This window comes from Sulfurivermis sp. (genome assembly GCF_059410345.1).
Map to the genome: position 1 here is coordinate 23318 of NZ_JBLJDO010000002.1, position 14233 is coordinate 37550.

General features: G+C 65.1%; 13 protein-coding genes. 5 read left to right on the forward strand and 8 right to left on the reverse strand.

Annotated features, from left to right (window positions below):
- Nucleotides 1-37: 37 nt before the first annotated feature.
- The 5 genes from ACMV8A_RS01855 (at nucleotide 38) to ACMV8A_RS01875 (ending at nucleotide 6902) form a co-directional block, all read left to right on the forward strand.
- Nucleotides 38-1231, forward strand: coding sequence for a class I SAM-dependent rRNA methyltransferase (locus ACMV8A_RS01855; protein ID WP_495324029.1), 1194 nt, complete (start codon nucleotides 38-40; stop codon nucleotides 1229-1231).
- A 77-nt stretch (nucleotides 1232-1308) separates the two neighbouring features.
- On the forward strand, nucleotides 1309-2094 hold the full coding sequence (gene lgt / locus ACMV8A_RS01860; protein ID WP_495324030.1) for a prolipoprotein diacylglyceryl transferase: 786 nt from the start codon (nucleotides 1309-1311) through the stop codon (nucleotides 2092-2094).
- Complete coding sequence (locus tag ACMV8A_RS01865; protein WP_495324031.1) at nucleotides 2091-2885, forward strand: thymidylate synthase; 795 nt, start codon at nucleotides 2091-2093, stop codon at nucleotides 2883-2885. The genes lgt and ACMV8A_RS01865 overlap by 4 nt, the downstream gene beginning before the upstream one ends.
- 115 nt (nucleotides 2886-3000) lie before the next feature.
- Nucleotides 3001-3495 (forward strand): type 3 dihydrofolate reductase, encoded by a 495-nt coding sequence (folA, locus tag ACMV8A_RS01870; RefSeq protein WP_495324032.1) that lies wholly within the window; start codon nucleotides 3001-3003, stop codon nucleotides 3493-3495.
- Complete coding sequence (locus ACMV8A_RS01875; RefSeq protein WP_495324033.1) at nucleotides 3492-6902, forward strand: EAL domain-containing protein; 3411 nt, start codon at nucleotides 3492-3494, stop codon at nucleotides 6900-6902. The genes folA and ACMV8A_RS01875 overlap by 4 nt, the downstream gene beginning before the upstream one ends.
- Before the next feature lie 102 nt (nucleotides 6903-7004).
- Here the strand turns inward: ACMV8A_RS01875 and ACMV8A_RS01880 are convergent, their stop codons facing one another.
- The 8 genes from ACMV8A_RS01880 to ACMV8A_RS01915 form a co-directional block, all read right to left on the reverse strand.
- The gene (locus tag ACMV8A_RS01880) at nucleotides 7005-8522 is read right to left on the reverse strand and encodes a methyl-accepting chemotaxis protein (RefSeq protein WP_495324034.1); all 1518 of its coding nucleotides are present in this window, start codon (nucleotides 8520-8522) and stop codon (nucleotides 7005-7007) included.
- Nucleotides 8523-8666: 144 nt separating this feature from the next.
- On the reverse strand, nucleotides 8667-9500 hold the full coding sequence (locus tag ACMV8A_RS01885) for a symmetrical bis(5'-nucleosyl)-tetraphosphatase (protein WP_495324035.1): 834 nt from the start codon (nucleotides 9498-9500) through the stop codon (nucleotides 8667-8669).
- An 86-nt stretch (nucleotides 9501-9586) separates the two neighbouring features.
- The gene (locus ACMV8A_RS01890) at nucleotides 9587-10198 is read right to left on the reverse strand and encodes a class I SAM-dependent methyltransferase (RefSeq protein WP_495324036.1); all 612 of its coding nucleotides are present in this window, start codon (nucleotides 10196-10198) and stop codon (nucleotides 9587-9589) included.
- A gap of 95 nt (nucleotides 10199-10293) precedes the next feature.
- Complete coding sequence (gene apaG, locus ACMV8A_RS01895; RefSeq protein ID WP_495324037.1) at nucleotides 10294-10671, reverse strand: Co2+/Mg2+ efflux facilitator ApaG/CorD; 378 nt, start codon at nucleotides 10669-10671, stop codon at nucleotides 10294-10296.
- 36 nt (nucleotides 10672-10707) lie between these two features.
- A complete protein-coding gene (locus ACMV8A_RS01900) occupies nucleotides 10708-11700 on the reverse strand; it encodes a glucokinase (protein ID WP_495324038.1) in 993 nt (330 codons plus the stop codon).
- A 6-nt stretch (nucleotides 11701-11706) separates the two neighbouring features.
- Nucleotides 11707-12441 (reverse strand): 6-phosphogluconolactonase, encoded by a 735-nt coding sequence (gene pgl, locus ACMV8A_RS01905; RefSeq protein ID WP_495324039.1) that lies wholly within the window; start codon nucleotides 12439-12441, stop codon nucleotides 11707-11709.
- A gap of 8 nt (nucleotides 12442-12449) precedes the next feature.
- Complete coding sequence (locus ACMV8A_RS01910) at nucleotides 12450-12725, reverse strand: late competence development ComFB family protein (RefSeq protein WP_495324040.1); 276 nt, start codon at nucleotides 12723-12725, stop codon at nucleotides 12450-12452.
- Nucleotides 12726-12805: 80 nt separating this feature from the next.
- Nucleotides 12806-14194: a chemotaxis protein CheW gene (locus tag ACMV8A_RS01915; RefSeq protein ID WP_495324041.1), complete on the reverse strand. Its 1389-nt coding sequence runs from the start codon at nucleotides 14192-14194 to the stop codon at nucleotides 12806-12808.
- Nucleotides 14195-14233: the final 39 nt, after the last annotated feature.

Here is a 14233-nt window from a genome sequence, read left to right on the forward strand (position 1 = left end):
GCGATAATGCCGGCCCGTCTCCCTGCTGGTGCTGTCCATGGAACTTGCCCCACTGCTGTTGAAGAAAAATGAAGAACGCCGTCTGCGCCAGGGCCATCTGTGGGTGTACAGCAACGAGGTGAACGTGGAGCGCACCCCGCTCACTGCCTTCGCCCCCGGCCAGCCGGTACAAATCCTGGCCAACGACGGCAAGCCGCTGGGCTGCGGCTATGTGAACCCTCACTCGCTCATTTGCGCGCGGCTGGTCAGCCGCGAACCGGACCAGGTGCTGGACCGCTCCCTGCTGGTGCACCGCCTCAACATCGCCCTGGCCCTGCGCGAGCGTCTGTATGCCCAGCCTTACTACCGTCTGGTCTACGGCGAGAGCGACAGCCTGCCGGGTCTGGTGGTGGACCGTTTCGGCGACGTGCTGTCGGTGCAGATCACTACCGCTGGCATGGAGGTGCTGAAGGAGGATGTGGTGGCGGCGTTGGAGAAGGTGGTGAAGCCGCAGGCGATCCTGCTGCGCAACGACAGCTCCAGCCGGGCTCCGGAGGGACTCGGCAGCTATGTGGAAACGGCCCTGGGCGAGGTGCCGGAGACGGTGGCGGTGGAGGAGAACGGCGTGCGCTACGCGGCGCCGCTGCGCACCGGCCAGAAGACCGGCTGGTTCTACGACCATCGCGAGAATCGCGCCCGTATGCAGCGCTACGCGCGCGGGGCGCGGGTACTGGACGTATTCAGTTACATCGGCGGCTGGGGCATCGCCGCGGCGGCGGCCGGCGCGGCGCAGGTGACCTGCATCGACGCCTCCGGCCCGGCGCTGGATCAGGTGCAGCACAATGCGGCGCTGAACGGCGTGGCGGACAAGGTGGATGCCATCGAGGGCGATGCCTTCGAGGCGCTGAAGGCACTGCGTGCCGACAAGGAGCGTTTCGATGTGGTGATTGTCGATCCGCCGGCCTTCATCAAACGCAAGAAGGACGCCAAGGAGGGCATCCAGGCCTACCGCCGCATCAACCAGGCGGCGCTGCAACTGCTCGGCAAGGACGGCATCCTCGTCGCTGCCTCCTGCTCGTTCCATCTGCAGCGCGAGGTGTTCCTCGATCTGCTGCACCAGAGCGCCCGTCACCTCGACCGGCAGATGCAGATCCTGGAGCAGGGGCACCAGGGACCGGATCATCCGGTGCACCCGGCGATCCCCGAGACCGAGTACATCAAGTGCTTTACCGCGCGTTCGGTGATGCTGTGATGGTTCAAGGCTGACGTCGCTGCCCGCGCCTTGCACCGTGAACATGGAACCTTGACCCCACAACGGAAATTTCTCTGATGCTGACCTATCCCGATATCGACCCTGTCGCCATCAGCCTTGGCCCGCTCAAGGTGCACTGGTATGGCCTGATGTATCTGATCGGCTTCGTCGGCGGCTGGTGGCTGGGACGGCTGCGGGCGCGGCGTCCCGGCGCGTTGATGACGCCGGCGCAGGTGGACGATTTCGTGTTCTATGTCGCCCTCGGCGTGGTGCTGGGCGGGCGTATCGGCTACGTGCTGTTCTACAACTTCTCCGCCTTCCTCGCCGACCCGCTGTTGCTGTTCAAGGTGTGGCAGGGCGGCATGTCCTTCCACGGTGGCCTGCTCGGCGTGCTGACGGCGCTGTGGCTGTTCGCGCGCAAGCTCAAGCTGCGTTATTTCGCCGTGGTGGATTTCGTTGCGCCGCTAGTCACCATCGGTCTTGGCGCCGGGCGCATCGGCAACTTCATCAACGGCGAGCTGTGGGGCAAGGTGAGCGATGTGCCCTGGGCCATGGTATTTCCCGGCGCCGGCCCGTTGCCGCGCCATCCCACGCAGTTGTACGAATTTCTGCTGGAGGGTGTGTTGCTGTTCGTCATCCTCTGGCTGTACTCCAGCCGGCCGCGGCCGGTGATGGCGGTATCCGGTCTATTCGCCCTCTGTTATGCGACGTTCCGGTTCCTGGTGGAGTTCGTGCGCGAGCCGGATGCCCACCTCGGCTATCTGGCCTTCGGCTGGCTGACCATGGGGCAACTGCTGTCGCTGCCGCTGCTGGCGGTGGGCGTGGTATTGATGATTCTGGCGGCAAAAAGGGGGAAGGCATGAAGCAGTATCTGGAATTGATGCGCCATGTGCTGGAGCACGGCACGCGCAAGGAAGATCGCACCGGCACCGGCACGGTGAGCGTATTCGGCCATCAGATGCGCTTCAACCTGGCCGAGGGCTTCCCGGTGGTCACCACCAAGAAGCTGCACCTGCGGTCGATTATTCACGAGCTGCTGTGGTTCCTGCGCGGCGACACCAACATTCAGTACCTCAAGGACAACGGCGTGTCCATCTGGGACGAATGGGCCGATCCCAACGGCGAGCTGGGCCCGGTGTATGGTTACCAATGGCGTTCCTGGCCGACGCCGGGCGGCGGCCATATCGATCAGATCAGCCAGGTGATCGACCAGATCAGGAAGACGCCGGATTCGCGCCGCCTCATCGTCTCCGCCTGGAACGTGGCCGAGATCGACAAGATGGCGCTGCCGCCGTGCCACGCCTTCTTCCAGTTCTATGTGGCCGACGGCAAGCTGTCCTGCCAGCTCTATCAGCGCAGCGCCGACATCTTCCTCGGCGTGCCGTTCAACATTGCTTCCTATGCACTGCTCACGATGATGGTGGCGCAGGTCACCGGCCTGAAACCGGGCGACTTCGTGCACACCCTGGGCGATGCCCATCTCTATCTGAATCATCTGGAACAGGCGCAGCTGCAACTGTCGCGCGAGCCCCACCCGCTGCCGCAGATGAAGATCAACCCGGCGGTGCAGTCCATCTTCGATTTCCGCTACGAGGATTTCGAGCTGGTGGGTTATGAGCACCATCCGCACATCAAGGCGCCTGTCGCCGTATAGTGGCCGGGCGTTTCGCGTTTATGGTTTCGAGCTTCACAAGGGGATAGTGCAGATGGTGAGTGCAGTGCAAGATGTAGCGATGGAGCCGAAGCTCGAAACTCAAAACCCGAAACCGATGATTTCCATCATCGTCGCCCTGGCGGAGAACCGCGTCATCGGCATCGAAAATCGCCTGCCCTGGCATCTGCCCGGCGATATGAAATGGTTCCGCCGCCATACTTTGGGCAAGCCCATCGTGATGGGGCGCAAGACCTTCGAATCCCTGGGCCGTCCCCTGCCGGAGCGGCACAACATCGTGATCACCGGCGATGCGACCTATCAGGCGGCCGGTGCCACGGTGGTGCATTCCATCGACGAGGCCATGCGTGCGGCCGGTGATGTGCCGGAGGTGATGATCATCGGTGGCGAATCGTTCTACCGCCAGATGTTGCCGCAGGCGCATCGCCTGATCCTCACCCTGGTGCATGCGGATGTACCGGGGGACGCCTGGTTCCCGGAGTTCGACTGGAATGACTGGCGCGAAGTGGAGCGCGGCGATCACCCGGCTGATGACAGCAATCCCTATGCGTTCAGCTTCTTGATCCTTGAGCGGCGGGAGCCGGCAGCGTGACCACACACAAGACCTATCAGCTGCAACGCCGCATCTTGGCCTTTGCCATGCTGGGCATCCTGCTCACCGGCCTGGTGGTGGGGCTGGCCACCGGCGTGCCGCTGTATTTGCAGGGCCGCCAGCACGGCGAGGAGGCGCTGCAATCGCAGGTACATGGCCAGACGCAGGCCATTGGCCAGTATTTTCACAAGCTGGCCGACGTGGCCATGCAGCTCACCAGCCGCAGCGTGATCCGTGACCGGCTGGAACAGTACAACCGCGGCGAGGTATCGCGCGAGGAACTGGTGGCCTTCAGCACGCCGCGGCTGCAGGACGCCCTGGGGCAATCCGCTGACGTGGCCGGTCTGGTGCGCCTGGATGCCGCCGGTCGTCCGGCGGTAACGCTGGGTTTGCTGCCGCCCCAGGAGAGTCTGCCGGTGCCGCCGGAAAGTGCCGCTCTGCCGCTGGTGCGTGGGCCGGTGCTTATCGCGGGCCATCCCCATCTGCTCATCGGCGCGCCGATCATCAATCGGCAGATGCAGCGGGTCGGCACCGATGTGGTGGTGTTTCGCCTGGACGGCCTGCTCAAGCTGTTGGGTGACCAGGCCGCCTTCGGCATGCCGGCGCGGCAGTATCTGGGCAACCTGCCGCAGCAACTGTTGGTGACTACCGACGCCCTGGCCACGGAACTCACCCTGCTGCCGGCCGAGGGCCGTCTGTTGCAAGTCCTGCAACGCGCCGTTGGCGGGCTGACCGGTATCCTGCAGCCCGAGGCGGGTGAGCGGGTTCTGTTTTACGAGCCCATTCCCGACAGCAAGGACTGGGCGTTGACAGTGGCCGTGCGGGTGGAAGATTTGTACCTGCCGGTACAGAAACAGCTCCTGTTGCCGGCGCTGACCATACTGTTGATGGTGCTCTCGGGTGTGACGATCACGGCCTGGCTGATCCGCCCCCTGGGGAGCGAGGTGGTGAACACCTCCCGCGCCCTGGCCGAAAGCGAGCAGCGCCTGCGCACACTGATCAACGCCACACCCGACATCATCTGCTTCAAGGATGCCGAGGGCCGCTGGCTGGAGGCGAATCAGGCCGATCTGGAGTTGTTCAGCCTGGTGGGCGTGGACTATCAGGGCAAGACCGATGCGCAACTGGCCGAGTTCACCGCGCCCCTCTATCGCGAGGCGTTTCTCGCCTGCGAGGCCAGCGATGAGGCCGCCTGGCGCGCTGGCGCCGTTACGCGCGGCGAGGAGGCCATCCCGACGCTGCACGGCGAGACGCGCATCTATGACGTGATCAAGGTGCCGGTGTTCGGCGCCAATGGCGGCCGCAAGGGCCTGGTGGTGCTGGGGCGTGATGTGACGGAACGGCGCCGTGCCGAATTGGCCTTGCAGCAGTCGGCCCAGGAGTGGTCCTACGCCATGGACTTCTTCGAGGATGCGGTGTACCTGCTCGATCTGAATGACCGCGTGCTGCGCGCCAACCGCGCCTTCTATCGCCTGTTCGGTCTGACGCCGGAGCAGGTGCTCGGACATGACATCGGCCTGGTGATGCACCCGCACGGTGAACAGGACGAATGCCCGGTATGCCGCGCACGGCGCTTGCGCGAGGATGCCTACGTCACCATGGACGCCGACGACCCGAGCAATCCGGTCGGGCGCCCCATCGAGGTGTCGATCCGCATCATCCGCGACGATCATGAACAGCCCATCGGCATGCTGGTGGGCACCAAGGATCTGACCCGCGCGCGCCAGACCGAGGAGCAGCTACGCCTCGCCGCCAGCGTGTTCGAAGGCAGTCAGGAGGGCATCATGATCCTCGGTGCCGATCACCGTGTGGTCGATGTCAACCAGGCCTTCAGCACCATCACCGGGTATGGCGCCGATGTTGTCGCCGGCCATCTGCTGCGCGATCTGCTCAGTGCCGAACAGTTCGATGCACAGGCCTGCGAGCAGTTGTGGGCGCGGGTGGACGAGGACGGCAGCTGGCAGGGAGAGGTGTGGTATCGCCGCAGCGATGGTGAGATATTCCCCGCCTGGCAGAATCTCAGTGTGGTGAAGAACGCCCAGGGCGAACCCATGCGCTACATCGGCGTGTTCACCGATATTTCGGAAAAGAAGGCATCCGAAGAGCGCATCCATCACCTGGCCCATTATGACCTGCTGACGGACCTGCCCAACCGTGTCCTGCTGCAGGATCGCTTGCAGACGGCGCTGGATCGCATGCGCCGTGGCGGCAAACAGCTGGCGGTGCTGTTCCTCGATCTGGATCGGTTCAAGAACGTCAACGACAGTCTGGGCCATCCGGTGGGTGATCGCCTGTTGCAAGTCGTGGCCCATCGCCTCAATGCCGTGGTGCGCGATCAGGACACGGTGGCGCGTCTGGGCGGTGACGAGTTCCTGCTGATCCTGGAGGACATGCGTGATCCGCAACATGCCGGTGTGGTGGCGCGCAAGGTGCTGGAGACCCTGAGCGAACCGGTGCGGGTGGAGCAGCACGACATCTACATCGGCGCCAGTATCGGCATCAGTGTGTTTCCCGGTGACGGGGCCGATGCCGACGTATTGATCAAGAATGCCGATACTGCCATGTATCGGGCCAAGGAAGTGGGGCGCAACAATTACCAGTTCTATACCCCGGAGCTGACCCGCCTCAGTCTCGAGCGCTTCGAGCTGGAGCGTGGGCTGCGTCTGGCGCTGGAGCGCGATGAACTGCTATTGCATTACCAGCCGCAGGCCAGTGTCGACGGGACGCATTGTGTCGGCGCCGAGGCCCTGGTGCGTTGGCAGCATCCGACCATGGGATTGGTGTCACCCGATCGCTTTATCCCCCTGGCGGAGGAGACCGGCCTGATTCAGGCCCTGGGGCGTTGGGTATTGCGCGCCGCCTGCAGGCAGGCGCGGCGCTGGCACGACACGGGCAGGTCGTTGCGTATTGCGGTGAATCTGTCGGGGCAGCAGATAGTGCATGGTGATATCGTGGCCACGGTGAGCGAAGTGCTGGCGGAAACCGGGCTGGAGCCGCAGTGGCTGGAGCTGGAGATCACTGAAGGTTTTGTGCTGAGCCACGCCGAGGCCGGCGTGCGCACACTGGAGCGGCTCAAGGCGTTGGGCATCAGCCTGGCGATCGATGATTTCGGTACCGGTTACTCGTCCCTCAGTTACCTCAAGCGTCTGCCGGTGGATCGCCTCAAGATCGACCGCTCCTTCGTGCAGGGTGTGCCCGGCGACCGCGATGACGCCGCCATCGTCACCACCATCATCGCCATGGCGCGCAGCCTGCACCTGGAGGTCATCGCCGAGGGGGTGGAGGAGGCGTCACAATTGGCCTTCCTGCGCGCGCAGGGCTGTGATGAGTACCAGGGCTATCTGCTTGGACGCCCCATGCCCCTCCCCGACTTTGAACGATTCGTCGGGAACGAATCGTCGCTTTAGCCCTGCAGGGGTGAGCCCCAGGGATGGGGCGAACAACGATTCGTCGGGAGCGAATCGTCGCTTTAGCCCTGCAGGTGCAGTACCTGTCGGCGGCAGGAGCGATCAGCCGGTCGCCACACCGTGCAGTTCATCCAGCAAGGTCAGTACCCGCGCGGTGGGCTCGGTGAGTTGTTCCACGAGGCGTTGCGCCTCGGTCTTGTTGCCGCCCTCATGCAGTTCCACCACCTGGCGTGCAATGGCGTGGATCTGGCGGTGCGGTTCCTCGATGGAACGGAATGCCGCAATGTCGCCATACATCTGCTTGCCGGTGCTGTAATACCACTTGCCGAAGCGGCAGGAGTGGTGGTCGGTGACTTCGCTGGAGCGCATCTGGGTGCGGCCCAGCAGCAGTTCAGTCAGGCGTTTCTTCCACAGCATGTGATCGGACTTGGCCACCAGCACCGCCTTGTGTGGAATCTGGAACTGCTCCAGGGTGCGTAGCTGGTCGCCGATCACCGTATTCATTTGTTCGATGGTGTCCACGGCGTTGTGCGCCTGGCGCGTGTTGTTGCTGGCCAGCTCGGAAATCATCTGGATGCTGGCGGCGATCTCCTCGGTGGCGGTCTGTTGTTCCGTTGCGGCAGCAGCGATCTGGCCGATCAGGGTAGTGACTGTGGCAATGCCGCCTTGCACCGTATCAAAGGCCTCACCGGTGCGCAGCGCCGCCTGCCGGCTGCTGTCGGCACGGTCGACACCGGTCTGCATGGTGGTGGTGACTGCGGCGATTTCGCTTTGGATGGTGTGGATCATGGCAGCGATTTCGCTGGTGGCCTTGCTGGTACGCTCCGCCAGACTGCGCACTTCGTCGGCCACCACGGCGAAGCCGCGGCCGTGTTCGCCGGCCCGGGCTGCCTCGATGGCGGCATTGAGGGCCAGCAGATTGGTCTGGCTGGCGATGTTGTCTATGACCGCGGTGATCTCACCGATGCGCCGCGATGAGTCACCCAGTGCCTCCACCTTGGCGGCCGCCTCACCCACCGTCTCCGCCAGTTGGCCCATGCTGTTCAGGGTCTGTTGCGCGATGGCATTGCCCTCGCTGACCGTCGTGTTGAGTTCATGGACCGCTGCGCTGACACTGCGCGCGTTTTCCGCCGTGCCGGCCACGGTGGCGCTGATCTGGCGGCTGGCCTCGGAGATGCTGTGCACGTGGTTCTCTTCCGCCTCGACATTGAACACCACCTTGGAAGAGGAGCTGACGGTCTCGAAGCTGGCAGAGGCGATGTTGACGGTATTGCCCAGGATGCGTTCCATCATGCTGCGATTGGCGCGCACCGATGTGGCGACATCGGCCAGCATATCGCCGATCTGGCCCTGATACGGGTTGCGCACTTCGACAGTGAAATCGCCCTGCGCGACATGGTGCATCACCTCGCTTACCGTGCGCAGCGGCATCATCAGGCCGCGCACGAACAGCACCATCACCACGGCATCCAGGGCCAGCAGCACGACCACCCAGGCCATGACGTCGAAGCCGATGCGGCCTGAGTAGAGCAGCCAGCCCCACAGCACGGCATAGGGGGCGCCGATGACGATGGCCAGCAGCAGGATGTTGAAGGACAGGGAACGGTTCCGAATGAGCATCGCAGCGAGTTCTCCGCGCGGGTGCAGCATCCTGCCGCTGGATTGCGTCCGCACCGGAGATGAGCGGCGGGACGGTTTTTGTGAATATGAAGTTTAATTCCACCGTGACCGCATGCACTTGACGTGCATCAAGGGGAAACAGCCTCAGTCGGCTCCAGGCGAGCAGGTGGCCGGGCAGCCGAGGTGAAACGCCGCCCCATCCTCCAGGCGCAGGGCGGTGAGGGCGCCACCCCACAGGCAGCCGGTGTCCAGGGCGCAGACGTTGTTATCGCGGTGAAAGCCCAGGGTGGACCAGTGGCCGAACAGGATGCGTTGGTCGCGGCTCCGCCGCTGCGGCACGGCAAACCACGGCATGACCTCGCCTTCTTCGCTGCCCGGCTTGCCCTTGTGGTGAAAATCCAGCTCGCCCTGCATGGTGCAGAAGCGCAGGCGGGTAAAGCAGTTCACCGCGAAGCGCAACCGGTCCCAACCGCGCAGTTCTTCCGCCCACAGTTTGGGTTTGTTGCCGTACATGTTTTCCATGAAGGCGATGAAATCCTTGCCGCGCAGCACGCTCTCTACCTCGCCCGCCAGACGTTGCGCCGTGGCCAGATCCCATTGCGGCGGCAGGCCGGCATGCACCATCACATAATTCAATGTGGCGTCATGGTGCAGCAGCGGCTGGCGGCGCAGCCAGTTGCACAGTTCATCGCAGTCGGGGGCCTTGATGATGGGTAGCAGGGTGTCGTTGGACTTGAAGTGGTGGTGTCTGTCCTGCCATACCGCCAGCAGGTGCAGGTCGTGATTGCCCAGTACGGTGACGGCGCTGCTGCCGAGATCACGCACGAAGCGCAATACCTCCAGCGATTTCGGTCCGCGGTTCACCAGGTCGCCGGCAAACCACAGCTGGTCGTGGGCAGGATCAAATCGAATCTGCTCCAGCAGTTGCATCAACTGGTCGTAGCAGCCCTGGATGTCGCCGATGGCGTAGGTGGACATAATTCAGTTTCGCGTCTCGGGCTTGGTGGAAGAGGAAGCTTATCGGGTTGTGCGCGCCAGGGGTAGGGTGGATGCGCTGCGTCGATCTACCTTACATCGCTGGTCACTTTCTTCAATTCAATGCGCCGGAACCATCCTCCGGCCAATACCGGTTCATCCAGCTTCAGGTGCAGGCGCGTGCAGCAGGCCAGCACGTCCTCCAGCACCACATCGGTGCGGGTGGCGATATGGCGGGTGAACAGGTTGAGCAGGCGACGCAACGGGGCGCGTTGGCCGGGGCGCAGGAATTTGTCGACGATGAGAATGCGGCCGCCCGGCTTCAGCACCCGCTCGGCCTCGGCCAACAGGCGCTCTGGATGCGGCACCACCGCGAGGATCAGGTGCAGCACCACCGCATCGAACGCGGCATCGCGGTAGGGCAGTTGCATGGCATCGCCCAGGTGTAGATGGATGTCGTTGCGGCCGCTGCTGCGCCGCTGCGCACGCCGCAGCATGGCCGGCGTGAGGTCCAGACCGATATAGCACGGACCGTCGGGCAGATGCGGGATGTCCAGGCCGGTGCCGATGCCGGCGAGCAGCACGTCGCCCTGCTGCATGCCCAGGCGTTGCAGGCTGTCGCGTCGCAGTGCCACGCTGGCCCGCTCGAGCACCAGATCATAGAGCGGGGCGAACAGGGTATAGGTGTAGCGTAACGACATAAGGAAGTTTCGCGTTCTGCGCTTCGAGTTGCGAACATCGTGGCCGCGCCCGCCGGCCCGAAACTAGGGAAGCTCTGAACTTATTCAAAGCTTCCCTAATGCAATGTCCTGGGCATCGACAGGCGGAACACCGGGATCTCGGCATCGAATTCGTGGCCGTCGTCGGCGCGCATCTGGTAGCTGCCCTGCATCGAACCGACCGGGGTGTCGAGCACGGTGCCGCTGGTGTAACGGAACTGCTTGCCCGGTTGCAGGTGCGGCTGCTCGCCCACCACGCCGGCGCCCTGCACTTCCTGCACGGCGCCGTTGCCGTCGGTGATGATCCAGTGGCGCGACAGCAGCTTGGCCGGCATGCTGCCGGTGTTGCGGATGGTGATGGTATAGGCGAAGACGTAGCGCCCCTCATCCGGCAGCGACTGATCGTCCAGATACTGGGTTTCCACCTCGACGGCGATGCGGTATTTGTCGTTCATCGTTTCCTTGAGAGTGTAGGCGCGGATGGTCCGGGTTCAGATGTCGATGCGTGTCGCCGCCAGCAGCGCGCCGAGCAGCCCCACCTGCGGGAGGGTAACCACATGCACCGGAATGTCTTCCACCACGGCGCGCATGCGGCCCTTGTCGGTGTAACTGTGGGCAAAGCCGCCCCGTTGCAAGTGCGGCAGGATCTTGGCGGCGATGCCGCCGGCGAGATAGACGCCGCCGCGCGCCAGACAGGCCAGGGCCAGGTTGCCGGCGATGGCGCCGTAGAGGCGCACGAACAGTTCCAGCGCGGCTACCGCATGGGCATCATCGGCAGCGGCGATGGCGGCAGCAGGATCTGTTGCCTGCAGCAGCGAAGCACGGTCATTGGCGCCATTACGGGCCAGCAGGTAGCGGTAGATGTTCACCAGACCGGGGCCGGAGACGATGCGCTCCCACGACACATGGCCATACTCCGCGCGCAGGAAGGTGAGCAGGCCGTCCTGTATTTCGTCGCCGCCGCCGAAGTCCATGTGGCCGGCCTCGGTGGGAAACACTTCGTAGCGCCCGTTGCAGGGCATGAGCAGGGCCACGCCAAGTCCGGTGCCGGCGCCGAGCACCAGGCGCGGTGCCTGCGGCTGCGCCGTGCCGTGGTGCAGGGGGACAAGTTCGTCGGCACTGAGCGCCTCGATGCCGTAGCCCACGGCCTGAAAGTCGTTGATCAGGCGTGCGGTGGGCAGGCCCAGATCGGCGGCGAGGCGTTGCGAGTCCAGTTGCCAGGACAGGTTGGTGAGGCGGCAGGTCTGGCGGGCGGCATCGCCCTGCACCGGGCCGGCGACGGCAAGGCAGGCGCCGTGCAGCGGACCCTGATCGTTGCGCAGGAACTCATCCAGCAGCGGAGTGATTCCGGCATAGGCGGCGCTGTCGTAGCGCGCCTCGCGCAGCACGCGCCGCGGGCGCCGGGCACCGGGCTCGAACTCGGCCAGTTGCAACAGGGTCTTGGTGCCGCCGATGTCACCGGCGAGGATGCGCAGCAGGCTCATGCAGATTCAGTCCCGGCGTTCGATGTGGCGCGCGGCCTGGGCATCGACAAACCATTCCAGCTGACCTTGAGGGCGCAGCATTTCCACCGGCAGCGGATTGGCGTGGGTGATATTGCGCAGCACGTGGCGCAGCACGTCGGCCTTGTGCGCGCCGCTGACCAGCAGCAACAGGTGGCGCGCATGATTGAGGACCGGAAGGGTGAGGGTGATGCGCCAGCTGTTCAGCTTCGGCACGTAGTCCGCGCTCACCTTTTTTTTGCGCTGATTGAGGCTGTCACTGCCGGGAAACAGTGAGGCGATGTGGCCGTCGGGGCCGAGGCCGAGTAGCACCAGATCGAAGCCGTCGGCGGGCAACTGACGATCGAGCAGTGCGGCGTAGTCGGCAGCCGCCTGTTCCGGTGCCAGTTCGCCGGCGATGCGGTGTACCTGCGGCGCCACGGGCAGGCGCTCGAGCAGGCTTTCGCGCACCATGCGGTAATTGCTGTCCTGGTGTTCGGGCGGCACGCTGCGCTCGTCGCCGAAATAGAGGTGTACCTGCGTCCAGTCGAGGTGGCCGGCCAGCTCAGGACTGCTGAGCAGCAGGTACAGTCCGCGCGGGGTGGCGCCGCCGGCGAGGGCGAGGTGAAAGGCGCCGCGCTCGGCGAGGGCACGCTTGCCCAGTTCCAGCAGGCGCTCCGCGGCCGCCCGATAAAGCGCGTCCGGATCCGGCAGGACATGGAACTGGGGAGCCGTCCTGGGCATGGTGGAGCTCAGTCGCGTTGGCCGCCGTTTTCGCGGACATAATCCAGCGCGGCCGCAACGGCGGCGGCTACCTGCTTTTCCATGTGCTGCCATTCCTCGTCGCTGGTGAAGAAGGCGGTGTCCACGTCATGGCGCACATAGCGCGTGGGCAGACGGTTGAGGGCAACGCAGGCCACGTCTTCCAACAGATCCTGATCGGTGATGCCCTGCTGTTCCATCAGGCTTTCGTGCAGATGTTCCAGCACCAGTTTTTCGTAATAGTTATGGATGTTCTCGAAGTTCATCGCGCGCTTCCGTGACCGGGTGGGTGGTGGCTGGAGTTTAGCATTCTCTTTGCGGGGCTCGCCTCTGGTCCGGCGAAAGGTCACCGGATGATGATGCGCACCTTGTTGCCCGGATAGATCAGGTCCGGGTTCTTGATCCGGCTCAGTTGCGCCAGCTCCTTGTAACGCCAGGGATCGTCCAGGTAGTGCTCGGCGATGGCCCACAGAGTGTCGCCCCTGACCACGGTGTGGACATACATCTGCGGCGGCTCCGGTTCCGCGGCGGGCGCGGGCTCTGGTGCAGGGGCCGGGTCGGCCGCCGGTGCGGAGTCCGCGCCCCCGTCCACCACGACGGGCTGCGCCACGGGCGCGGGTTTGGCGCGCTCGATGACGATGGTGATTTCCTTGCCGTTCTGCTCCACCTGTATGCCCTCGCTGCTGAACAGCGGTGTGGCGGGCACGGCGACGGGTTCGGCGGGCGCAGGGGCGGGTGCAGGCGCGGGTACCGGCTCTGGTGCGACGTAGGCCACCGGCGGCAGGGCGGTGATCTGCGGTGGTGTCTTGTCTGCCGACGGCCACAGGAAATAACCGCCGCCGATGGCGAGCAGGGCGAGCACCAGCAGCAGCGGCCAGGGGCGGTCAGGGGCGGGTGTGGTTGCTTGTTCGACCGGCGCTGGCGGCGCCGTGTAGGCCACGGCCTCCCTCGGCGGGCGCGGCGCGGTGACGCGGGGTGCCGCTACGGAAGTGGCGGCAGCCGGCGTGGGATGCGGGCGTGCCGGTGTCGGGCGGGGTGGCGTGGCCGCCGGGCGGCGGGGCGCCGCAGGCGGCGTGGGCCTGGCCGGCGGGACCGGCGCGGCGCGGTGTGACGCGGTGCTTTCCGGGCGCGGGGCGGGCGCAGGCCGTGTTACATCACCGCTGGGCGGGGTCGCGGTGGTGAACGGCGGCGCAGGCGTGGTTGGTGGTGGCGGCGGCGTGCGGGCCGTTGCGGTGGCGGCCGGAGGAGGCGGCGCGGCAGTCTCCGTTGGCGCGGCACATACCAAATGGCGCAGGCCACCGGCGTCGCGCATGGCGAGCAGCGGCGGCAGGTCGCTGCACAGCACCAGTTCATCCTGATGGCGCAGGGCGGCGCTGAAGACGTTGTGGGGCAGTTCCGGCGGCAACGGCGCCGGTTTGACCTGCGCCCCGTCGGCCAGGCCGACGATGCTGTCCACCCAGAAGCCGTAGTGACTGCTGCCGATACGGCCCAGCAGCAGGCGGCCGCGGCGCGGGTCGGGGCTGTCGCAGCCGAAGCGGTGGCGTAGGTCGATGATGGCAACCGTACCGCTGCCGTGGTGGAACAGACCGGGGTTGCCGGCGTCGGCGCCAGGCAGGGCGGTAATGTGGTCCGGCACCGGCAGGATGCTGGCCACCGACAGCGCCGGCACCGCGCAGGCGACGCGGCCGATGCGGAAGATGAGCCAGTTGGTGGATGAGTGAGTGGTTGCTGTCATGCTTTGCCCCGATGTGCAGAGTATAACGGCAAGTCCAGG